This window comes from Pseudomonas trutticola BRTCR10, assembly GCF_056155105.1.
This window is the reverse complement of the sequence record NZ_CM149552.1, coordinates 4,200,467-4,222,837: the sequence shown is the minus strand read 5'-3', so window position 1 is coordinate 4,222,837 and position 22,371 is coordinate 4,200,467. Positions and strand designations below refer to the sequence as shown.

The 22,371-nt window shown below is 60.9% G+C and carries 21 protein-coding genes; 12 read left to right on the top strand and 9 right to left on the bottom strand.

The window, feature by feature from the left end; translation table 11 throughout:
- Positions 1-62 precede the first annotated feature (62 nt).
- The gene (locus ACVVH8_RS19115) at positions 63-611 is read right to left on the bottom strand and encodes a cytochrome b (protein WP_103305239.1); all 549 of its coding nucleotides are present in this window, start codon (positions 609-611) and stop codon (positions 63-65) included.
- Between the two features lie 198 nt (positions 612-809).
- Between ACVVH8_RS19115 and ACVVH8_RS19110 the strand changes: the two genes are divergently transcribed.
- Positions 810-1,706: a hypothetical protein gene (locus tag ACVVH8_RS19110; RefSeq protein ID WP_475225627.1), complete on the top strand. Its 897-nt coding sequence runs from the start codon at positions 810-812 to the stop codon at positions 1,704-1,706.
- 99 nt (positions 1,707-1,805) lie between these two features.
- Here ACVVH8_RS19110 and phnX read toward each other — a convergent pair whose 3' ends face one another.
- Entirely contained in the window at positions 1,806-2,633 is an 828-nt protein-coding gene (phnX, locus tag ACVVH8_RS19105) for a phosphonoacetaldehyde hydrolase (protein ID WP_475225625.1), read from the bottom strand.
- Between the two features lie 152 nt (positions 2,634-2,785).
- The gene (locus ACVVH8_RS19100) at positions 2,786-3,895 is read right to left on the bottom strand and encodes a 2-aminoethylphosphonate--pyruvate transaminase (protein ID WP_475225623.1); all 1,110 of its coding nucleotides are present in this window, start codon (positions 3,893-3,895) and stop codon (positions 2,786-2,788) included.
- Between the two features lie 112 nt (positions 3,896-4,007).
- Between ACVVH8_RS19100 and ACVVH8_RS19095 the strand changes: the two genes are divergently transcribed.
- A complete protein-coding gene (locus ACVVH8_RS19095) occupies positions 4,008-4,868 on the top strand; it encodes a LysR substrate-binding domain-containing protein (RefSeq protein ID WP_475225620.1) in 861 nt (286 codons plus the stop codon).
- 192 nt (positions 4,869-5,060) lie between these two features.
- Here the strand turns inward: ACVVH8_RS19095 and ACVVH8_RS19090 are convergent, their stop codons facing one another.
- On the bottom strand, positions 5,061-5,933 hold the full coding sequence (locus tag ACVVH8_RS19090; RefSeq protein WP_103305243.1) for a LysR family transcriptional regulator: 873 nt from the start codon (positions 5,931-5,933) through the stop codon (positions 5,061-5,063).
- Between the two features lie 282 nt (positions 5,934-6,215).
- Here ACVVH8_RS19090 and ACVVH8_RS19085 point away from each other — a divergent pair, with 282 nt between their 5' ends.
- Entirely contained in the window at positions 6,216-7,541 is a 1,326-nt protein-coding gene (locus tag ACVVH8_RS19085) for an MFS transporter (protein ID WP_103305244.1), read from the top strand.
- Positions 7,542-7,613: 72 nt separating this feature from the next.
- Positions 7,614-9,005 carry an FAD-dependent oxidoreductase gene (locus ACVVH8_RS19080; RefSeq protein WP_212809556.1) on the top strand — a complete coding sequence of 464 codons (1,392 nt, stop codon included), beginning with the start codon at positions 7,614-7,616 and terminating at the stop codon, positions 9,003-9,005.
- 6 nt (positions 9,006-9,011) lie between these two features.
- Here ACVVH8_RS19080 and ACVVH8_RS19075 read toward each other — a convergent pair whose 3' ends face one another.
- The gene (locus ACVVH8_RS19075; RefSeq protein WP_475225618.1) at positions 9,012-10,412 is read right to left on the bottom strand and encodes a type VI secretion system Vgr family protein; all 1,401 of its coding nucleotides are present in this window, start codon (positions 10,410-10,412) and stop codon (positions 9,012-9,014) included.
- A gap of 221 nt (positions 10,413-10,633) precedes the next feature.
- On the opposite strand from ACVVH8_RS19075, the gene ACVVH8_RS19070 reads away from it, so the two are divergent.
- Positions 10,634-11,338, top strand: coding sequence for a YebC/PmpR family DNA-binding transcriptional regulator (locus ACVVH8_RS19070; RefSeq protein WP_038362748.1), 705 nt, complete (start codon positions 10,634-10,636; stop codon positions 11,336-11,338).
- A gap of 123 nt (positions 11,339-11,461) precedes the next feature.
- Here the strand turns inward: ACVVH8_RS19070 and ACVVH8_RS19065 are convergent, their stop codons facing one another.
- Both ACVVH8_RS19065 and zapE read right to left on the bottom strand, forming a co-directional pair.
- Positions 11,462-12,775, bottom strand: a complete 1,314-nt coding sequence (locus ACVVH8_RS19065; RefSeq protein ID WP_475225616.1) for a leucine-rich repeat-containing protein kinase family protein — start codon at positions 12,773-12,775, stop codon at positions 11,462-11,464.
- A 96-nt stretch (positions 12,776-12,871) separates the two neighbouring features.
- Positions 12,872-14,011: a cell division protein ZapE gene (zapE, locus tag ACVVH8_RS19060; RefSeq protein WP_475225613.1), complete on the bottom strand. Its 1,140-nt coding sequence runs from the start codon at positions 14,009-14,011 to the stop codon at positions 12,872-12,874.
- A 285-nt stretch (positions 14,012-14,296) separates the two neighbouring features.
- On the opposite strand from zapE, the gene ACVVH8_RS19055 reads away from it, so the two are divergent.
- The 7 genes from ACVVH8_RS19055 (at position 14,297) to ACVVH8_RS19025 (ending at position 20,913) form a co-directional block, all read left to right on the top strand.
- Positions 14,297-14,818: a Csu type fimbrial protein gene (locus ACVVH8_RS19055; protein WP_475225611.1), complete on the top strand. Its 522-nt coding sequence runs from the start codon at positions 14,297-14,299 to the stop codon at positions 14,816-14,818.
- Positions 14,819-14,924: 106 nt separating this feature from the next.
- Complete coding sequence (locus ACVVH8_RS19050) at positions 14,925-15,458, top strand: Csu type fimbrial protein (protein ID WP_103305250.1); 534 nt, start codon at positions 14,925-14,927, stop codon at positions 15,456-15,458.
- A 20-nt stretch (positions 15,459-15,478) separates the two neighbouring features.
- Positions 15,479-16,015 carry a Csu type fimbrial protein gene (locus ACVVH8_RS19045; RefSeq protein WP_475225609.1) on the top strand — a complete coding sequence of 179 codons (537 nt, stop codon included), beginning with the start codon at positions 15,479-15,481 and terminating at the stop codon, positions 16,013-16,015.
- 4 nt (positions 16,016-16,019) lie between these two features.
- Positions 16,020-16,520: a Csu type fimbrial protein gene (locus ACVVH8_RS19040; RefSeq protein WP_103305252.1), complete on the top strand. Its 501-nt coding sequence runs from the start codon at positions 16,020-16,022 to the stop codon at positions 16,518-16,520.
- Between the two features lie 34 nt (positions 16,521-16,554).
- Positions 16,555-17,343 carry a fimbrial biogenesis chaperone gene (locus ACVVH8_RS19035; RefSeq protein ID WP_475225605.1) on the top strand — a complete coding sequence of 263 codons (789 nt, stop codon included), beginning with the start codon at positions 16,555-16,557 and terminating at the stop codon, positions 17,341-17,343.
- A gap of 244 nt (positions 17,344-17,587) precedes the next feature.
- The gene (locus ACVVH8_RS19030) at positions 17,588-19,945 is read left to right on the top strand and encodes a fimbria/pilus outer membrane usher protein (protein ID WP_475225603.1); all 2,358 of its coding nucleotides are present in this window, start codon (positions 17,588-17,590) and stop codon (positions 19,943-19,945) included.
- Positions 19,942-20,913 (top strand): Csu type fimbrial protein, encoded by a 972-nt coding sequence (locus ACVVH8_RS19025; RefSeq protein ID WP_103305256.1) that lies wholly within the window; start codon positions 19,942-19,944, stop codon positions 20,911-20,913. The genes ACVVH8_RS19030 and ACVVH8_RS19025 overlap by 4 nt, the downstream gene beginning before the upstream one ends.
- Positions 20,914-21,035: 122 nt before the next feature.
- Here ACVVH8_RS19025 and ACVVH8_RS19020 read toward each other — a convergent pair whose 3' ends face one another.
- On the bottom strand, positions 21,036-21,782 hold the full coding sequence (locus ACVVH8_RS19020; RefSeq protein WP_475225600.1) for an anti-sigma factor family protein: 747 nt from the start codon (positions 21,780-21,782) through the stop codon (positions 21,036-21,038).
- Positions 21,779-22,285 carry an RNA polymerase sigma factor gene (locus ACVVH8_RS19015; protein ID WP_315446114.1) on the bottom strand — a complete coding sequence of 169 codons (507 nt, stop codon included), beginning with the start codon at positions 22,283-22,285 and terminating at the stop codon, positions 21,779-21,781. Before ACVVH8_RS19015 ends, ACVVH8_RS19020 begins: the two co-directional genes overlap by 4 nt.
- Positions 22,286-22,371 lie beyond the last annotated feature (86 nt).

The window sequence follows — 22,371 nt, the reverse complement described above, 5'->3', positions numbered from 1 at the left end:
CTATTGTGGCGAGGGGATAAATCCCCTCGCCACAGAGAATCCAGCATGCCTCCAAAAGCGTTTCAGCCGCGTTTGGGCATCATCCGCAACAACGTGTTATCCCTGACCACGTAATGGTGATAGATCCCCGCCAGCGCGTGCAGCCCGATCAGCCAGTAACCGATAGTGGCGATCAGCACGTGCCAGCCTTCCACTTGTTTGGCGAACGCTTTGTCCTCACCCACCAGCAACGGCAGATCAAACCCGTAGAACATCACCTGATGCCCTTCGGCGCTGGTGATCAACCAGCCGAGAATCGGCATGCTGATCATGAACAGGTACAGCGCCCAGTGCATCAGCCGCGCCAGCACGGTTTGCCATTGCGGCGAAGCAGGAAAAATCTGCGGGGCGGGGCCGACGCTGCGGGCCAGCAGGCGAAACCACACTAGCACGAACACGGTCAGGCCGAGCATGTAGTGGGCTTCCTTGATGAGCGTGCGCCCTCCACTGCCCTTGGGGAACAGGCCGCGCAATTCCATGCTGGCGTACACCAGCACCAACAACACCAGCATCAGCCAGTGCAGCAGAACCGATACGGTGCTGTAGCGAGATTCGGAGCTTGTCCACGGCATACGGTGTTTCCTCACAGATCAGCGTCGAAAACGGCCGTTCTTGAACGACGGCATGCTTTAACTGTAAACCCGATGGGTGGTTTTTGCCTTGAATGAACGATTTTTTAATTGTGCGTTGCCGGGCGATGTATTTGGGGTGTGGCTGAGAGAAGGTGAAGGGGCACTTAATTAATACCAAGTATCATTGGTTGTGTCTGTGTGGATAAGTTGGGTGTAACGGTGTGTTGTTTATATTCTGTATTTGACTTTGTCTTGTGTGATTTTAGTGTGCTGGTTAATGTTGTTTTCAGTTCCTGGGTGTTGTTGGTTTGCCAGGGAATTTATTGTTTGTTAATTATTTATTTAATTAGGTGCGCCATGTTTACGAGCAAAAATCAAAACGCATATGTTGTAAAGAAGGCAATGGCCAGGAAGCCTGTTCCCAAGCCGCAGCCCGGTCTCAAGCCAAGCCCGATCAGCAAACCGGCGCCGGTCAAACCCGTTTCGCCAGTCACATCACCGGTGAAACCAGTAGCGCCAGTGAAGCCGCCAGTAAAGCCCGTCGCACCGGTCAAGCCTGTTGCACCGGTCAAGCCGCCGGTCAAGCCTGTTGCGCCGGTCAAGCCGCCGGTCAAGCCTGTTGCGCCGGTCAAACCACCGGTCAAACCTGATGCGCCGACCAAGCCACCGGTCAAGCCAGTCGATACCGTTACGCCGACCAAGCCAGTAGCGCCCGGCGAGACTACCGCGCCTGTAAAAGTGGAAAGGCCGCCAATGCCATGGCCGACCATCAACTTCAGTATTGACCCCATTGCTCTGGCGACACTTGTGATCAATCTGGGTGGAGTCCTTAACAAGGATGGCTCGACCTCGCTGCCCGATGGCAGCCTGATCGATGCGAATCAAACTTCGCTGAAGGGCCCGGACGGTGTTATTCACCATCAGGATGGTCGCGTCGAGTTTCCCGATGGCCGGATTGTCTGGTCGGATAATACGACTGAATACCCGGATGGGCGTGTTGTTTGGGAAGATGGAACAGTGAGATTTCCGGATGGCAGTAAACGGTATCCGGACGGCCTGGCTTTCGATGCAAATAATAAATTGATCTCGGAATAAGCTAACGGAAATTGACGTGTAATAAGTCGTGACTGCTTACGTAGTCACTAAAAACACCGCGGACTTGATTTGAAGTCGGCGGTGTTTTTTATTTGGCACTTACACGGTTTGTGGCATTTCGCCCCGAGCCAGACGCTTGTTGATGTCCGCGATTACTTCCGGCAGATCGCTGATGGTGTCGATCATGTAATGCGGGCGCGACCCCTCGAACAGGGCGTGGATGCGCTTGCGCTCGCTGGCCAGTTCGTCGCAGCCCAGTGCACGGAAACCGGCGTAATCGAGCCCCAACGCGTTGCCGGAACAGATCAGCGCCACGGTCCACATCCCGGCGCGACGGCCTTCGAGGATGCCCGGTACGGTGTCGTCGATCTTCACGCAAGCGGCGACATCGTCAATACCCAGGGCAATCACGTTGGCCAGTGCCTGCGCCGGCCATGGGCGACCATTGGGTACTTCGTCGGTGGCGACTACGTGATCGGCGACGTAGCCGTTGCTGGCGGCCAGCGCCACGACTTTGTCCATCACCTGTTTCGGGTAGCCGGAGCAGGAACCGATCTTGATGCCCTGTTGGCGCAGGTTGGCAATGGTCTCCAGCGCGCCGGGAATCAGCGCCGAGTGCTCGGCGATTTTCTCGATTTGCAGGGGCATGAAGCGGTTGTAGATGGCGGTGACGTCATCGTCGGTCGGGGTGCGGCCGAACGCTTTGCGATAACGCTCGGCGACTTGTGGCTGATCGCACAGAGTGCGGATGTGATCCCACTTGCCCATGCCCATTGGCCCGCGGGCTTCTTCGATGGAGACTTGGACGTCGAACTCGGCAAAGGCTTCGACGAAAATCTGCGTGGGTGCGAACGAGCCGAAATCGACCACGGTGCCGGCCCAGTCGAGGATGGCGGCTTGCAGCTGGGTTGGGTTGGTGTAGTTCATGGCAAAGATTCCTATGAGAACAAGCTATTCAAAAGGTTCGGCGATCCTGTGGGGAGCGGGCTTGCCCGCGATGGGGCACTTTCAGTCGACATTTATGCTGAATGTCATACCGCTATCGCGGGCAAGCCCGATCCCACAGGGATCAAGTCGGATCAGATGTCGAGGACTTCCATCTCGCGCAGTACTTCGCCCACGGCCGCGACGGCCTGGCGCATTTCGTCCGGGCTGACGTGACCAATGCAGCCAACGCGGAAGGTTTCGACCTGGGTCAGTTTGCCGGGGTAGAGGATGTAACCCTTGGCCTTGACCCGTTCGTAGAAATCCTTGAACTGGTAACGCGGATCTTTCGGTGCATGAAACGTGGCGATGATCGGCGCCTGAATGGCCGCCGGCAGGAAGCTGCGCAAACCCAGCTTGCCCATCTCTTCCATCAGGGCCTGACAGTTGGCGACGTAGCGCGCGTGCCGTGCCGGCAGGCCGCCTTCTTCGTTGTATTGCAGCAGGGCTTCGTGCAGCGCCGCGACCACGTGGGTCGGCGGGGTGAAGCGCCACTGGCCGGTTTTTTTCATGTAGGCGTGCTGGTCGAACAGGTCCATCGCCAGCGAATGCGAATTGCCGGCCGCCGCAGCCAGCGACTCTTTGCGAGCGAAAACAAAACCCATCCCCGGCACGCCTTCCAGGCATTTGCCGGACGCGGCGATCAGCGCATCGAACGGCACGTGCTGCGCATCCACCGGCAGTGCGCCGAAGGAACTCATGGCATCGATGATCAGACGTTTGCCGTGTTGCTGAACCACCTGGGCGATCTCTGGCAACGGATTGAGGATGCCGGTGCTGGTTTCGCAGTGAATCAAGGCGACGTGGGTGATGGAGACGTCGGCGCGCAGCAGACGATCGACGTCAGCAGCGGTGGTCGGTTCGTCTTCAGCGGTTTCGAAGGTACTGAAAGATCGGCCGAGGACTTCGCAGATCTTCGCCAGACGCTTGCCATAAGCGCCGTTGATCAGCACCAGCACTTTGCCGTCGCGTGGCACCAGTGTGCCGATGGCCGCTTCAACCGCGAAGGTGCCGCTGCCTTGCAGGGGCACGCATTCATGGGTCGCGGCGCCATTGAGGATCGCCAGCAGTTGTTCGCAAAGGCTGGCGGTCAGTTGATTGAAGCGGTCATCCCATGACCCCCAGTCGACCATCATCGCCTGGCGGGTGCGGGCCGAAGTGGTCAACGGGCCGGGAGTGAGCAGGATGGGTTCGGCGATACTCATTCGTGTGTCCTCGGATTGCGCTGGGGGATGAAGCTACGGGGCATACGTTGCAATTCGCCGTTGCATCAATCAAATTGTTTGTTGTTATGCCAGCCATCAGTGAGATTTATTCATGAATCTGTTCCAGCTTCGCGCCTTTGATGCCGTGGCCCGTGAGGGCAGCTTCACCCGTGCCGCCGCGCGCCTGTTTATCAGCCAACCGGCGGTCACCGGACACATCAAGGCGCTGGAGGAGCACTACCAGATCACCTTGCTGCGACGCACTGCGCGACGGGTGGAACTGACGGAGGAGGGCACCAAACTGGCGGCCATTACCCGGGCGATGTTCGGGCTGGCGGAAGAAGCGCAGACGATGCTCGAAGCCAACCGGCAATTGCTCACCGGGCGGCTGGAAGTGGCGGCGGATGGCCCGCACATGGTGATGCCGATGCTTGCCAGTCTGCGTGCGCGCTATCCGGGGATCACAGTCAATCTGCGCTTGGGCAATGCGCAGGAAACCCTGACGGCGCTGTTATCCGAACACGCCGACGTAGCCGTGCTGACCGAAGTCGAACCGCGTAAAGGCCTGCATTTGCAGGCGCTGAGCGAGTCGCGGATTTGCGCGTTGGTGCCGGCAGGGCATCCGTGGGCGGCGCGCGCTTCAGACGTGAAACTCAAAGAGCTGGATCAAGTGATCATGGTGCTGCGTGAGCCGAGTTCGATTACCCGGCGCACGTTTGACCAGGCCTGTACGCAGGCGTCGATCCAGCCACGGGTGTTGCTGGAACTGGACAGCCGCGAGGCAGTAACGGAAGCGGTGGCGGCGGAACTGGGGGTGGGCGTGGTGTCCTCGGTGGAAGTCAGCCATGACCCGCGAGTGGTAGCGATTCCGATTGTTGGCGAGGGACTGGTCAATCGGCACATGATCGGCTGCATGGAGCGGCGACGGGAGTTGCGCTTGATTCAGGCGTTTTTCGGTCTTGCACCAGACTGATAAACCGCGGCGCATTCATCGCTGGCAAGCCAGCTCCCATAGGTATTTCTGGTGTACACAAAATGTGTGAACGGGCTGAATCCCTGTGGGGGCTGGTAAGCCAGCTCCTACAGGTTTTTCTGGTGTACACAAAATGTGTGAACGGCTGAATCCCTGTGGGAGCTGGCTTGCCAGCGATGGGGCAGGTTCTGATTACACAAGACTCTCGCGGACCATCTCCAGGAAAGTCGCCACCACCCGCCGCGAACTCTGCTCGCGCAAACACACCAGTGTCTCGGTCAAGCGCCGGGTGCAATCGATGATCGGCAATGCGCACACCCGCGAATCCGCACCAAACTCCGCCGCCGACACCACCCCGACACCAATCCCCACCACCACCGCCTCGCGTGCCGCTTCCCGGCCTTCGACCTGAATGGCCGGGCGTATGCGAAATCCGGCCCGGGCCATTTCCTCTTCCAGCGTCTGCCGCGTCACCGAACCATGTTCGCGCAACACCAGCGGCGTGTCGTCGAGGTCCGCCAGACAGATCGACTCGCGTTCGGCCCACGGATGATTGCGCGACACGAACGCCACCATCGGATCGTTGCGCAGTGGCACGCAGAGCAAGCGCTCATCACTGACATCGCGGCCCAGCAGCGCCAGATCGGCCTGATAGTTGAACAGTCGAAACAGTGATTCATCGGTGTTGCCGGTCTCGATCTTCACGCTGATCCCCGGATAGCGCTCGCAAAATCGCGCGATCTGCGGCAGCACATGCACCGGCGCATCCACCGCCAGAATCAGGCTGCCGGTCTGCAAGGCCTGGGACTCCTGCAACAATTCCTGTGCTTCGGCTTCAATCACAAACAGGCGCTGGGTGATCGCCAGCAAGCGCTCGCCCAGATCCGTCAGGCGTACCGAACGTTTATTGCGATGAAACAGCAGAACGCCGAAGCGTTCTTCCAGTTTGCGCACCTGGTCGGAAATCGCCGGTTGCGTGAGGAAAAGCCGCTCGGCGGCTTTGGTGAAGCTTCCGTGTACGGCCACGGCATGAAACGCTTTGAGCTGAGCGTGGGAGACAGACATGGTGGCTCCTGATTAAACGGTCAGTAACAAGCTGAGCTTATGTGTGAAATACGATAAATCGATTTTATTTATTAAACAGTAATTGCTTTGATCCGCTCACGCCATCGCTGACTGCCCGCTCGGACAGCAGGGTTGGCGATGAGCCTGCGTGTGCAAAAGCAGGACTCATCTGACCGGTATCGCCATAGGGATGGGGTGATATCGCAGTGCTCAACAATAAAAAACACAGGCGTTTACTCAACGATTCTGCCGGCACACTCACACCCTGAGGTCAGAACCACCATGAACAAGCACATCGGCACCATTGCGCGTTGGCGCATGCAGATTTTCGCGATCACCTGGCTTGCATACGCCGCTTTCTACTTCACTCGCAAAGCGTTCTCGGTGGCCAAACTGGGCATCGGCGAAGACCCGACGTTCATGCTCGACAAGATGGCCATGGCCAACCTCGATGCGATCTATCTGGCGGCATACGCCATCGGCCAATTCACCTGGGGCATGCTCGCCGACCGCTTTGGCCCACGGGTCGTGGTGCTCGGTGGCTTGCTGATCTCCGCGGCGGCGGCGCTGGTGATGGGCAGTTTTGCGACGTTGCCGATTTTCGCCACCTGCATGTTGATCCAGGGGTTGGCGCAGTCCACCGGATGGTCGGGCTTGTGTAAAAACCTGGGCAGTTTTTTCCCTTCCGAGCAGCGCGGGCGCGTGCTCGGGTTGTGGAGTTCCTGCTACGCCTTTGGCGGTCTGGTGGCGTCGCCATTCGCCGGTTGGTGGGCGTACACGCTGGTCGGTACCTGGCACGCGGCGTTTATCTCCAGCGCGGTGGTGGTGGCGGTGGTGGCTGTTCTGTTCTTTATCTTCCAGCGCGACAAACCGGAAGACGTCGGCCTGCCAGCGGTGGAACCGGAGCCGGAACTGAGTGCTGAAGAGGCCGAAGCCAACAGTAAACTCAGTGTGTGGGAGCCGTTGAAGGAGATCCTGCGCAACCGCACGGTGCTGGTGCTCGGTCTTGCGTATTTCATGCTGAAACCGGCGCGTTACGCGATTCTGTTGTGGGGGCCTGTGATCGTTTTCGAGCAAATGCCCAGCGTCGGCAAGGTTGGCGCGGCGATCATTCCCACGTCTTTTGAACTGGCCGGGTTGCTCGGGCCAATCATGATCGGTCTGGCTTCGGACAAACTTTTCGGCGCCCGGCGCATGCCGGCCTGCGTGCTGAGTCTGTTGGCACTGACCGTGACGCTGGCGTTGTTCATGGGCGCGTTACACACCGGCAGCGTGTTGCTGGTGGTGGCGCTGCTATTTGTCATGGGCCTGACCCTCTACGGCCCGGATTCGATGATCAGCGGCGCGGCTGCCATCGACTTCGGCAAAGCCAAGGCGGGCGCCACAGCGGCCGGATTCGTCAACGGCTGCGGCTCGGTCGGCGCGGTGCTCGGTGGCTTGCTGCCTGGGTACTTCGATTCGGTGACGGTGTTCATCGTCTTCGCCGGTTGCGCGCTGTTCTCGGCGCTGGTGCTGATTCCACACTGGAACAGCCGCCCGGTTGGCCTGATGGAGCCGCGCGCCTCAATTCCCAATTGCCGGCTGACGATCAAACCGCTGCGTACCTGAAAACCCTTGCCTCGTGGCCTGCTGCGGCGTTCGCGGCAGGCTGTGCCGTGGCCCACTGACTGGAGAAAACCCATGAGACCGTTTTGGCTGGAGCAGGCCTTGCAGGCCGATACGTCGGCGACTTGCCCACCGCTGCAAGGCGAAGTCCGCACCGATGTGTGCATCGTCGGCGGTGGTTACACCGGGTTGTGGACGGCAATCATGCTCAAGCAACAGAACCCCGAACTCGATGTGCTGTTGATCGAGGCCGACATCTGCGGCGCCGGCGCCAGTGGCCGCAATGGCGGCTGTGCGCTGTCGTGGTCGGCCAAGTATTTCACCCTCGAGCGCTTGTTCGGTGTCGAGGAAGCAGTGCGGCTGGTCAAGGAGTCCGAGCGCAGCATTCACGCCATCGGCGAGTTCTGCGAGCAGTACGGTGTCGATGCCGAATACCGTCTCGACGGCACCTTGTACACCGCGACCAATCAGGCGCAGGTCGGCTCGACAGATGCAGTGATCGCGGCGCTTGAGCGCAACGGCATCAACTCGTTCAGCCAACGTCCGGTCGCCGATGTGCAGCGCATGGCCGGGTCGAGCAAGCATCTGGAAGGCTGGTTTTCGCCAGCGGCGGCCAGTGTGCAACCGGGCAAACTGGTGCGCGGATTGCGCCGGGTGGCGTTGCAATTGGGGGTGAAAATCCACGAAAACACGGCGATGACCGGCCTCGAAGAAGGGCGCCCGGCGCGGATCCAGACGGCGAACGGCAACGTCATCGCCGACCGTGTGGTGCTGGCGATGAACGCGTGGATGGCGCGTGCCTTTCCACAGTTCGAACGCAGTGTGGCGATTGTCTCCAGCGACATGCTGATCACCGAACCGCGTCCGGATCTGTTGCAGGACATCGGTTTGACCAGTGGCGTCACCGTGCTCGACTCGCGGATTTTCGTGCACTACTACCACAACACCGCTGACGGCCGGATCATGCTCGGCAAGGGCGGCAACACCTTTGCCTATGGCGGGCGAATGCTACCGGTGTTCGATCAGCCATCGCCGTATGCGGGCTTGCTCAAGCGCAGTCTCGGCGACTTTTTCCCGGCGTTTGCCGAAGTAAAAATCGATGCGACGTGGAATGGGCCCTCGGATCGCTCGGTCACCGGTTTGCCGTTCTTTGGCCAGATGAGCAATAGCGGCAATGTGTTTTACGGCTTTGGTTACTCCGGCAGTGGTGTCGGCCCGTGTCACATGGGCGGGCAGATTCTCGCGTCGCTGGTGCAGGGCCTGGATAACCCGTGGACCCGCTCGCCACTGGTCAACGGGCCGCTGGGGTATTTTCCGCCGGAGCCGATCCGCTACCTCGGCTCGCTGATGGTGCGCAACGCCATCCGCCGCAAGGAGCGCGCTGAAGATCACGGCCGGCGCCCCCGGCATCTGGACGTACGCCTGGCGAAATTTGCAGCGGCGGCGGGCAAGGCCGACAAGGGCTGACGGCGCCTACAGGGAGTGCGGCTGATTAAGCAGCCAGTCGAGCAACAAGCTGTCGTCGTGCAGGGGCGGTGTTTTGTGCGGCGGCGGATTGCGCTGGGTGCCCAGGCATAGAATCGGTCGGTCCGGATCGCCATCAAGAAAACTCACCCATACCTCACTGCCTGCACAAGGCAAGTCATCGGGCGCGACTCGGCCGTTGGCTCGGGTCATGGCGACAGGTAGCCAGATTGCATCGCTATCGGCGGTTGACGATGGTTGCGCAGGCCACAATCTGACGGCGACGCGCCCTTGTTCATCGAGTCGCGCCGGATGCCCCGTTGCGCCAAGCACTTGCGCCAGATGATAGCCGGCGATGCCGGGGCGCGGTTGTTTGAGCGGCGGGCGGAAGTCGCTTGACCAGGGTTGAGCGGTGAAGTCGTTGTGATAGCGATGTTCGCTCGGACGCGGGTCAAGAATCGATGGGTGCTGACCCTGGTGGCGGATGGAGGTGATCCGCCATTGTTCGTTGAAGCTGTTGATCGGGTGCTCCGTCACCTGCAGCAAATGTCCGCTGAGTAAACCGATGCAGTCGCTGCGACCATTGATCGAACGGTGCTGACAACGTTGGCGCTCCAGGTGGCGACGACTGCGTTGTTCACTGTGGCGTTGTTCCAGTGACGGCAGGGTTGCTTGCGCATTGGCCGGGGTCTGATTGGCGGCCGCTTCTCTGCTTGCCTGCGGCCCTCGATTGCGCACGGCATGCAGCGTCGCAATGGGCGCGGCGTGGTGATGCTGGTACAGCGCGCTGACACTGGGCAACGGCACTTGCGCATCATCGGTGAACGGCAGCAGCGCCGGTTCCTGCGGCAGGCTCAAGCTGTCATCGGCGAACACGACAATGTGACTGTCCGCCCGGTGTTCAAAGTGATAGTGGATGCCTTCCTCTTCGCAAAGCCTGTGCAGCAGCGCCAGATCGCTTTCGTCGAACTGGATGCAGAACGGCCTTTCCGGGTAGTGGCCCACGGTCATTTCAATCCGATAGCCATCGTCAGGCAGGGTATTTTCATCGAGCAACTGCTGCAGGATCTGCGGCACGCTCAGTTGCACGAACACACGCCGTTTGCTCGGTTGCGCCAACTTTTGCAGGGCTGGCACCACGACAAGTCGGTAGCCGATCCGGTGAGTACCGCGGTGTTCGCAACTGGCACTGTGGACCACGCCGTGAATCCCATGCTGGTCGTCCAGGCGCAGAAACACGGGTTGCTGCAACAATGCGCCCGGCGTCACGGCGGGCGCCAGGCCAATCAGTTCGATGTCGAAGCGATAGGGCTGGTTGAGCGCTTCCTCGCCGTGAAAGCGCAATACCGGCAGGCACAATCCGCTATCAGTCAGGGTGAGGGTGAACGGACTTTCCTTGTCATTGAGCATTCGCACAGGCTCTGTCAGGCAATACGGGTCTCAGAGGGTACGAAACCCCAGCGCTGAATGGTTATGTCAAAGGGGTTTTTCAGAATCGCCCTACAAGCTCTGGTGAAGAAGTCGATTCCACATAGGATTTTTTTGGTCGATTGCCGACTTTAGGCCGTATAAACTGGCCGGCACGCGTCGGCCAATAGATGTCTCGGCGCCACAGATCAAGAGAGTGAGTAATGGGCGCACAGTGGAAGGTTAAACACAAAGAAGCGGCAGCCAACGCCAAGGGCAAAATCTTCGGCAAACTGGTGAAAGAAATCACCATTGCTGCCCGCAACGGTGCCGATACCACCACCAACGCACACCTGCGTCTGGTGGTCGAACAGGCCAAGAAAGCCTCGATGCCGAAGGAAACCCTGGATCGCGCCATCAAGAAAGGCGCCGGTCTGTTGGGCGAAACCGTGCAATACCATCGCGTGACCTACGAAGGTTTTGCCCCGCACCAGGTGCCGCTGATCGTCGAGTGCGTGACCGACAACATCAACCGCACCGTCGCGGAAATCCGCGTGGCGTTCCGCAAGGGCCAGTTGGGGGCTTCGGGCTCGGTGGCCTGGGACTTCAACCATGTGGGCATGATCGAAGCGTCGCCGGACACCCCGGACGCCGATCCGGAAATGGCCGCGATCGAAGCCGGTGCCCAGGATTTTGAACCCGGTGAAGAGGGCGCGACCCTGTTCCTGACCGATCCGACCGACCTCGATTCGGTGCAGAAAGCCCTGCCGGAACAAGGTTTCACCGTGCTGTCGGCCAAGCTGGGCTACCAGCCGAAGAACCCGGTCAGCGGCTTGAGCGATGAGCAGATGGCTGAAGTTGAAGCGTTCCTTGAAGGCCTCGACAACCATGACGACGTGCAGGATATGTTCGTCGGTCTGGCTGGCTGATTTGTTTCAAAACTGACCTGTGGCGAGGGAGCTTGCTCCCGCTGGGTGGCGAAGCCGTCCCAAAGCGACGACTGCTGCGCAGCCGAGCGGGAGCAAGCTCCCTCGCCACAGGTGTTGTATTAATCAGAGATTTTGCAATTGCTGCACGACCTCACTGAACCCCGGCCGCGCCAGCACATCCGCCTGACAGCAGCGCTGCTCCAGTACTTCCAGCACCGCACGCCGCTCATCGCTCAGCCCTGAGTCGATCCGCGCCAGCAGTTCCCCGAGCAAAACCCCGAATGCCCTTACTTCGATGCGTTGCAGAGCGCGCGTTTCGAGGTTGTCCGTGGTGGCATGAAACGACGCCGCGCCGAAATCCCCCAGTAAACACTCACCCTGATCGTTCAACAGAATGTTGTGCCCATAGAGATCGCCGTGGGTGATGCCTTGCTGATGCAGATGCTCGGCCGCCGCAGCGATGCCCTTGGCAATGCTCAGCGCCACCTCGGCGGTGAAGCGGCAATCCTCGGCATAGACATCCCGCGAGCATGACACCAAGCTCGGCAATGCCGCGAGGTTGCGAAAGCTCGGATCAATCAGTTGCATCACCAGACCCTGTTGGCCGTCGGGATGGCCATGAATACGACCTTCCACGCGAATCAGATTCGGGTGCAATCCTGCGGTGATGCAGGCGTTCATTTCATGCAGCGGTGAGCCGTCGCTGGTCATCTCGCCTTTGTACAGTTTCACCGCGACCGGCTGCTGCGAGCCGTCGGCGCGTTGCCAGATCGCCCGGGAAATCACCCCGGAGGCGCCTTCGCCCAGTTGTTGCTCCAGACGCAGCGCCGACCAGTCGATCAGCGGTGTGGCTTCAAGGGCGGCGGCATCGGCCTCGGTTTCCAGCGGATTACCCGCGTAGGCCAGCCACGTCAGGCTCGGCAATGTCAGCAGCGCCGGGGGCAACTCGGTGAGACGGTTGGCGGCGATGCGGATCAGTTCCAGGCGACGACAACCGCTTAAAGATGCGGGCAGCGATTGCAGGCGATTGCCCGCCAGCATGAGTTTTTGCAGGTAAGGGCGCTCGCCGAGTTCGTCCGGCAGGGTTTCGATGCAGTTGTCGGTGAGGATCAGCCAGCGCAGTAACGGCGGCAGCGCTGCGCCGGGCACCTCGACGATGCGGTTGGCCTTGAAGCCGATCATGCTCAGCGCTGCGCATTGGCCGAGGCAGGCGGGCAGTTCGGTGAACTGGTTGTCGGAGCAGAACAGCACACGCAGCCGGGTCAGGCGGTGCAGATCATCCGGCAGGCTGCTCAAGGCGTTGCCGCTGAGATTGAGCACCTCAAGGGTGTCGGCCAGGTCGAATATCTGCGACGGGAACTCGGTCAGGCCACAGGCCAGATCCAGCCGTGTAATGCCCGACAATTCGCCGGCGCGCAATTGAGCAAGGGTATGCATGAAGGTATTCGCAATAGAGGGTCGCTGAGAATGGGCGACATGATAACGGCAGATGCCTGCCCCGCGCAGACCCGAGTGCGAAACTGCGCTGAAACCCTACAAGTAGTGTGCGGTGGTTGTCAGGTGCTGCAACTGGCCCAGTCGGCTGCGGGTGCGGGCCAGGTCGATGGCGTCGCCCGCCAGGCTTTCGTGCAACGGCAGTCGACTCAGCAATGTCAGGTGTTTGTCCTGGTCGTACAGCACGTCGATCAGGTTGATGAAGCGTTGTTGTGTGGCGATCGAGCACCCGTCCAGTAGCGGCAGGTGGTCGATGATCCAGTGGTCGAAACGCCGACACAACTCCAGATAATCCATCACGGCCGTCGGCTGTTCGCACAGATCGGCGAAGGTAAAAACCACACGTCGATCGTCATGCAGCCGCGCCTGAAACGGCCGATTGCCGACCATTAACGAAATGGCTGGCGCATTCTCTGCTGGCAGATTCAAGGCCTGACGCTGCGCTGACGTGGCTGGCCACACGTACTGACCCTGAGTGAATAGTTGATGCGCATGGTTGTGCGCCAGAGTGCGGTAGTCGTGCGGACCGCCCACTTCCATGACCTGCATGCGTGCGTTGATCAGCTCGATCACCGGTTTGAAACGCGCGTGATAGAGCGGATTGGGCAGCAAGCCTTGAGGCGGATAGTTGGAGGTCAGCAACAGCAGAATGCCGCGCTGGAACAACGCCTTGAACAACCGCGTGATGAGCATCGCATCGCCAATGTCATGCACGTGAAACTCGTCGAAACACAGCACCCGACAGTCCCGCAACAGCTCGTCGAGGGTGATGGCCAAGGCATCGTCCTCCCGGCGATGGCGGAACATGCCCTGATGCAGTTGCGCAAAGAATTCATGGAAATGCAGGCGCCGCTTCTGCGTGATCGGCAGTACCTGAAAAAAGCCATCCAGTAACCAGCTCTTGCCGCGTCCGACCGCTCCGTGCAGATAAAGGCTCGGCGGGGTGTGCGTTGACGCGCCGAACAGCAGGCTGGCCTGCTGCGCCATGCAATCGATCACTCGCTGCTGGGCATGGCTGAGGGTATAGCCCTGGCTGCGGGCCTTGTTGCCGAAGTAATCGCGGATCGACTGCGCACTGGCGTCATGCCCCGCGCTGGCGGGCAGGCCTCTGCCGAACAGGCGGCGCAACGCCGGCCAGCGCTGGGTCAGTGGTGATCGTTTCGGCGGTTGGGCGGGCACGCTGCGTCACTCCGAGTCATCAATCCGGCGCCCGGGAGCGCGGCGGCACAGTGTAACCAGACGTGCAACGGACGCTCCAGTGCCGCCGCTGGAAAGTGGGCGGTCAGTGAACAATATTGTGCGGCGCGTACAGCTATTTTCAGCGAGATAATTCGGCCTGTTGCCAATCTTTCGAAACATATCCCGCTCTGTCCATGGATCCAATCGACTGGCGCAATCGCCGTCCGTTGCTAACCTGAAGCACAGTAACGACAACGCAAGCGATCGCTGACGAGGAACCGGGCAGTGAATCTACGGGTGGTCATGGGCCTGCTGGGTGCGTGTGTTGCACCCGTGTACGCGGCGGATCTTCAGGTCGAGGTACGTGTCGATGTGCAGCGCGGCTGCCAGTTGATCGGCCAGCAGCGCGAGGCCGGTATCGAGCAGCTCGGCGTGCTTGATTTCGGCAGTACCGCGCGCCTCGACGACCCGGCCGGGCCACTCGGAGCGGCCTTGACCAATCAACGGCTGCCGCGCCTGGAATGCAACCCGGACACGCCTTATCAGTTGCGCGTCGATGGCGGTTTGCACGGCGGTGTCGGGGAAGTCCGTTACATGGCCGGGGCGGCTGACAGCAAGCCGATTCCGTACCGCTTGTATCAGGACGCCGCGCGTCGTGTGCCACTGGTGGTGGATGTACCCGTCAGCGGTCGAGTGCCGGACACGGGCACCGTGGAGCTGCCGTTGTATGCGCGGATCGAGCGCCTGGCGGAGGTTCCGAAGGTCAGTCGTTATTCGGACCTGGTCAAGGTGACGGTGACCTGGTGATCGCCAGGTTGTGATTGGCAATCCGCCGGATGCGGATTGTGCAAGGAAGGTGTTCAGCAATGAACGTGGTGGTTGAGCCATTCCTCAAGGAGCAGGGACGGACACAATGACAGGCAAGTACTGGATGGTCGTGGCGGCAGGTACGCTCGCGTTACTCGCTGACGACGCACAAGCGGCGGTGAGCGGGCAGATTCATGCGCGGCTGATCCTCATTGCCGGCTGCGAAGTGACCAACACCAGCGACCCCGCCAGCCCGGTCAGCGATCTGGGCAAGCTTGACTTCGGACTTCAGGGCCCGACCTGGAACGCACCGATCAAGGCCAGCCTCGATGGTGACAGCAGTGGCAGACTGAATGTCGCCTGCAACCCTTCGGTCACCGGTTTCACCGTCAGCATCGACGGTGGCGCCCATGGTGACGGCAACACCCGGCGCCTGAGCAACGGCCGCCAGACCATTCCCTATCAGTTGTTTCTCGATGCCTCCGGCAGTCAGAGCTACAGCATCGGTCAACAACACAATTTCGCTGTCACCAGCGGTGCGCAGATACCGATCCCGGTATTTGGCTCGGTGGTGGCGAATACCCGCGCGGTCCCGGCAGGTGTCTATACCGACACCCTGACGGTGACGCTCGACTGGTAACCCCGTAGAGGACGGAAACCATGCGTATGTATGCATCAAGGATAGGTTTGTCGTTGCTTGGTCTGGCACTGGTTTCCAGTGCCCATGCCGCCACCACTGTCACCGGTCAGATCACCTCGAGCCTGATCCTGACCAGCAGCTGTCAGGTCAACGGCGCCGGAGGCTCCACCGGTCTGAACTTCGGTGCGTTGAACTTCGGCACCGCCAACAGCCTGTTCACCACAGCCACCGGGCAAGTGCTGGGCGGTGGTGGCGGGGCGTTGTCGATTCTCTGCTCCAGTGGCACCACACCGACGGTCAAGGTCCGGGCGGGCTCCCATGACGGCATGTCACCGGGGGGGACGCGCGCGCTGTACGACGGCGTCGCCAATTATGTGCCGTACGACTTGTACACCGACGCCGGGCATTCGCAGCTGTTGGCGATTGACGGCACGATCAATCTGGCCGCCAGCACCGGCGTGGCGCAAACGGTGAATATCTACGGTCAAGCGGTGGGTAAGGCCGGTTTGCCGGCAGGGACCTACACCGACACTGTCGCTGTTGAACTGACGTTCTGATGCCATGCGCCGTCAAGGCTGCATCGCGCTGCTCCTGCTTTGTGCGGGCAGTGCGCCGCTGCCGCTGACCGCTGCGACCAGTCAGAGCTTTCAGGTCAGCGCCACGGTCACGGCGGGGTGTCTGGTGGTCGGTGGGGTGTCGAACTATGGCGGGCTGAATTTCGGTTCACGTTCGGCCCTGGCCACCGGCACGGTGCAGGTCGCGCTGACCGGCGGTGTGCAATTGCAATGCACACCGGGGGTGACACTGAACATGAGCGTCGATGGCGGTCAGTACAACAGCAGCGGCCGGCACATGCAGATCAACAGTGGCAGCGCGCGGGTGGCGTATACGCTGTTTCGCGATGCGGCGTACAGCCAGAGCCTGGGCATCGGCCAGAGCGTGGCGGTGGCCTATAGCGATGCGAACAACATCAGCCTGCCGATTTACGGTCAGGTGCAATTGCCGGGCAATCAGCCTGGGGGGACGTACAGCGACGTGTTGCAGGTGCAACTGTCGTGGTGAGGCGAAGGCTGGATTGCCGACAAGGAGCAGGTCTATGGGGTCAGTTACATCACGGCATTCGTTGGTTCAGTGCGCGATGTTGGCGCTGGTCATGCTTGGGGCCGGCAACGCGCTAGCGGCCAGTTCGGTATTGATCTGGCCGATTGACCCGGTGCTGGAGGCCGATCAGCAGGCCAGTGCGTTATGGCTGGAGAACCGCGGCAACGAAACCGCCAATCTGCAGATTCGTGTGTTCAGTTGGAGCCAGAGCGGGTTCGAGGAGCAATACCAGAATCAACGCGACGTGATCGGCAGTCCGCCGGTGGCGAAGATCGAGCCGGGGCAAAAACAACTGGTGCGCCTGACCCGCACCAAAGACGTGCCGCCGGGGCAGGAACTGGCTTATCGAATCATCATCGACGAAATCCCGTCCGCACAACCGGCCTCCGCTGACGGCGGCAAGACCGCCGCTGCCATCCGCTTCCAGATGCGCTATTCGGTGCCGCTGTTTGCCTACGGCGCGGGGCTGTGGAGCAAGGAGGACAGCACTCGCCCGCGAGATCCCAAAGGCATCGGCCTGCCGCAGTTGAGCTGGCGCACGGTGGCCGTGGAGGGGCGGCCATATGTAGAGGTGCGCAATCAGGGCGCGGTGCATGCGCGATTGACCGACGTGGCGATCAAGCAGGGCGGGCAGAGCAAGCCATTGGCCGAGGGACTGCTCGGTTACGTGTTGCCGGGCGCGGTGATGCGCTGGCCGGCACCGGGTGCTGCGGCGGCTGATTCGGCGTTGCAGGTACGGGTCAATGGGGCGCCGCAGGTGCAGAGCATCAGCCCGGCACGGTAGCCGGACGAAGATTTTTTAGCTGTGCTTTTTGTGGTGAGGGAGCTTGCTCCCGCTGGGCTGCGAAGCAGCCCCAAAACAGATGACTGCAGTGTCTCAGTTAAATTTGGGTGACTGGTTTACGACGGCTGCGCCGCCGAGCGGGAGCAAGCTCTCTCGCCACATGGGTTGGGTAGTGTCACTGAGATATGAGTCTGGCTAGGGAAGTATCAGGAGGAATCAGTCCATTGACGGACGTAAAGCGCGTATGAGCCCAGGATGGGCTCGCCGTATTCAGCGTCCGTTGTGGCTCATGACCGGCGCGTGTTGCCTGGTGTTCGTTCAACCATCCGGGGCCGGTGAATTGCCGCCGCCTCCCAGCGGCATGGAGGCCGTCAGCGATGCACAGCTGTTTCTCGAACTGGTGGTCAACCAGATGAATACCGGACGTGTGGTGGCGGTGGATCAGCGCGGTGGGCGGCTGTTTCTGCCGAGCACGGCGTTACGCGAAACCGGCATGAAACTGCCCGACGGTGTTGGCGCCGAAGTCGACCTCGACAGCCTGCCGGGGCTGCACAGCGATTACGACAGTGTCGGCCAGCGCCTGCTGCTGGATGTGCCGCCGGAATGGTTGCCGGAGCAGTTCATCGGCAATCGTCAGAACTACCCGCGCACGCCGGCACTGAGCAGTTTCGGCGCGCTGTTCAACTATGACCTGTACCTCAACGACACCGACGATGCCGGCACCTACCTGGCGGCGTGGAACGAGGTGCGGCTGTTCGACAGTTGGGGCACGTTGTCCAATACCGGGCAATACCGGCGCACCTTGTCCGGTGATTCGCTCAACACGATGAACAACGGCTACCTGCGTTACGACACCACGTGGCGTTACTCCGATGACGAGCGAATGCTCACCTACGAGGCGGGCGACGTGATCAGCGGCGCGTTGCCCTGGAGCAGTTCGGTGCGTCTGGGGGGCGTGCAATTCTCCCGCGACTTTGCCGTGCGCCCGGATCTGGTGACCTATCCGCTGCCACAGTTTGCCGGGGAGGCGGCAGTGCCATCCTCGGTGGATCTGTTCATCAATGGCTACAAATCCAGCAGCGCCGATCTGCAACCGGGGCCGTATACGCTGACCAACATTCCGTTCATCAACGGTGCCGGCGAAGCGGTGGTGGTGACCACGGATGCACTGGGGCGGCAGGTGTCGACCACGGTGCCGTTTTATGTGACCAGCAGTTTGCTGCAAAAGGGCCTGAGCGACTTTTCTGTGGCGGCCGGTACATTGCGTCGCGACTACGCGCTGAAGGATTTCAACTATGGGCCGGGCGTCACTTCCGGCAGCCTGCGTTACGGCGTCAGCGACAGTTTTACCCTGGAAAGCCATGCTGAAGCCGCGCAAAACCTGACCCTCGGCGGGCTCGGCGGTAACCTGCGCCTGGGCAATTTCGGCGTGCTCAACAGTGCCATCAGTCAGAGCCGTTTCGACGGAGACGGCGGCGAGCAATTGAGCCTCGGTTATCAGTACAGCAATCAGCGTTTCAGCTTTTCTTACCAGCGCCTGCAACGCCACGATCAATACGCTGACCTGACCGTGGTCGACAGCCCCTATATCAGCCTCAGCCGCCGCAGCGAACAGGCCACGCTGAGCCTCAACCTGGATCGCTGGGGCAGTCTCGGTGCCGGGTATTTCGATGTGCGTGCCGCCGACGATTCCCGTACGCGCCTGCTCAACCTGAGCTGGAGCAAACCGTTGTGGCGCAACAGCAGTTTTTATCTGTCGGCCAACCGCGAGATCGGCGACAGCAACTGGGCTGTGCAGGCGCAACTGGTGATCCCGTTCGATCTGCGTGGCAGCCTGGCGATCAGCAGCGAGCGCAGCAAGACCGGGCAAACCCAGCAGCGCGTCAACTACAGTCGCTCGGTGCCGACCGAGGGCGGGGTCGGCTTCAATCTGGGGTACGCCAAGGGTGATGGCGCCGATTATCGCCAGGCCGACGTGACCTGGCGCCTGCAATCGGTGCAGTTGCAGGCCGGTGTGTACGGCACGTCCGACGCCGAAACCCGTTGGGCCGATGCCAGTGGATCGCTGGTGTGGATGGACCGGCAGGTGTTCGCCGCCAACCGCATCGACGATGCCTTTGTGGTGGTCAGCACCGATGGTTTTGCCGACATTCCGGTGCGTTACGAAAACCAGCAGGTGGGCCAGACCGATAAAAACGGTCATCTCCTGGTGCCGTGGAGCAGCGCTTACTACCGTGGCAAGTACGAAATCGATCCGCTGAACCTGCCGCCGAATGTGCGCAGCCCCAATGTTGAACAGCGCATCGCGGTACGCCGTGGTAGCGGTTATCTGCTGGAGTTTCCGCTGAGCAAAATCATTGCCGCGAGTATCGTCCTGGTCGATGCGCAGCAACGTGAGCTGCCGTTGGGCGCAGGCGTGCTGCATGAAGAGAGCGGCGCACGCACCGTGGTCGGTTGGGATGGCCTGGTCTATCTGGAAAACCTGCAAGCGCAAAACTCGCTACAAGTAACGCTGGCGGATGGCAAAACCTGCAAGGCGCAGTTCAATGTCGACATGAACCAGAATCAGGTGCCGCTGATCGGCCCGCTGGTGTGCCAATGATCGGCGCACGCTGGCTGTTGTGGTTGGCGCTGTTGTCGCCGGGGGCGGCGCAGGCCGCTTGCTCGGTGGTCAGTACCACGCCGGCGGCCTTCGGAACGCTCAGTTCGATTGCCGTTCGCACTACATCGCAACCCAGCTCCACGCTCAATGGCGGGCTGAGTTGCACCGGCTCTTTGCTGTCACTGCTCACCAGCAATGACCACTTCTGGGGCACCGTTTCGTCGACCCAGAGCGGACTGCTCGGGCCCACTGGCGATGTCATCAGTTACACGGTCTACGCCAACAACAGCACCAGTTACCCGCTGACTCGCGGCACGGCGTATGACTTCGCCCGCAATGGCATCATCGATGCCTTGGGACTGCTGGGCGGTACGACGCCGAAAACCGTGCCGCTCTACCTGGGGACGACCATCGGCAGCAACGTCGCAGCGGGGGTGTATACCGAAACCCTGAGCATCTTCTGGAACTGGAATTACTGTTCGGGTATCGGCATCGGCGCCATTTGCCTTGGGCGCGACATCAACAGCGGCACTACCACGTTGACCGTGAACCTGACCGTCTCCAACGACTGCACGATCACGGCGCCAAACATCGCGTTCGGCAGCGCACCGGTGGTCAGCGCCTTCACACCGGTCACCGGGCAGACCATCAACCTGGCCTGCACCAAGGGCAGCGCCTACACCGTGGGCCTGAGCGACGGGCAAAACCCGGTCAGCGCGGGTGGGCGACGACGGATGATTTCCGGGAGCAACTATCTGGCCTATGACATTTTCAAAAGTGCCGGCACGACGCGCTGGGGCAGTGTCGGGGCCGCGCGTCGGGCGAGTACCGATGCCGAGGTCAATCCGGGCAATGGACTCGGGACTGGCAGCCAGATTTTCAATTACAACGCGAAGATCTACACCGACCAGACCACACCGCCGGCAGGGACGTATCTGGACAATGTGGTGCTGGATGTGGGGTTCTGAACCTTGCGCCGACCCCTTGTGGGAGCGGGCTTGCCCGCGATGGCGTCAGATCAGGCGACACGTGTATTGGACATGCCGGCCCCATCGCGGGCAAGCCCGCTCCCACAGGGTCATGCAGTGTTTCAAAACTGTTTCAGCAGGGGGGCAGCCGGTGTATCAACCGGGCTGACCATCGCATAGTTGTAACCACCACCCGACCAGTATTCGGCCTGCAAATCCCCGTCACTGCGGGTGCCGCGTGGCAAAAAGGTGTTTTTCGGGCCGGGTGGGCGAACGTAAAAGCTCACCTTGTGCCCACTCGCATCCTCATACATCACCATCGCCGCTGGCCCCTCATCGGTGCTGAGCAGACGGCCGCTGACCGGTTGGAACCCGGCCGCCGTCAGATCCGGCAAGCGACGGGCCTGAGTGAAATAACGGTCGAGCCAGCGCTGCATATCGCCATCGCCTGCCATTTGGTAATCCGCCGGCAGCATGCCTTGCTGGGCAATCAGCCGATAAGCCTGCAAGGCGTCGGTCATGGGTAATACAGAGGAGCGCACCAAGGTCATTTCCCGAGCCTGCCAACCGCTGAAACCGCCGACGCTCACCGCGATCAGCAACACCGCGGCGCTGGCCAGATGACGGCGTGACTGACGTTTCTGGCGCTGGCGAATCATCGCCGGATCAAGCGCTGGATTCATCGGTTGCTGCAACGCGCCACTCAACGCCGCGCGCAGTTGCTGGGCATCCTGTTGCCAGGCGCGAACCTGCGCGGCGTCATCCGGGTGGCTGGCCAGCCAGGTCTCCAGCACACGCCGATCGGCATCGCTGAGCTGGTGGTCGACATAAGCGTGCAGGTCACGCTCGTTGGGAGGCATGCTGATCATTTGAGTATCCGCAAAGAAGGGCTGCTGATTTCGCCGTCGCTGAGTTGGCGCAAGGCCTGGCGGGCGCGGGACAGGCGCGACATCACGGTGCCGATCGGGGCGCCAAGGATCTCGGCGACCTCTTTGTAGGAAAGGCCTTCGACCGAGACCATCAGCAGCAGGGCGCGCTGCTCGGTGGGCAGACGGTCAAAGGCTTGCAGGGTCGATTGCGCAATCACGGTGCGTTCCACCGACGGCTCGGTATCGTCGCGGCCGGTGAAAAACTCGAGCATCCGCGCATAGCGGCGCGAACGACGATGGGCATCGAGAAACTGGCGGTACAGGATCGCGAACAGCCATGCACGCAAATCGCCGTCGGCGCGCTTGTCGCCCCAACCCGACAGGGCGCGCTCCAGACTCGCCTGCACCAGATCGTCGGCGCTGCTGCTGTTGCGTGTCAGTGACACGGCAAAGCGGCGCAATCTGGGGATCAGCTCACGCAGTTGTTCATCGAGTGCGTTCATGCCGAAGTTTTCATCGAAGGCAATACCCTGAGCCAGAAAGACAGTGTTGAGAAGGAAGACGCCCCTCAGCGAAGCTTATTCCATCC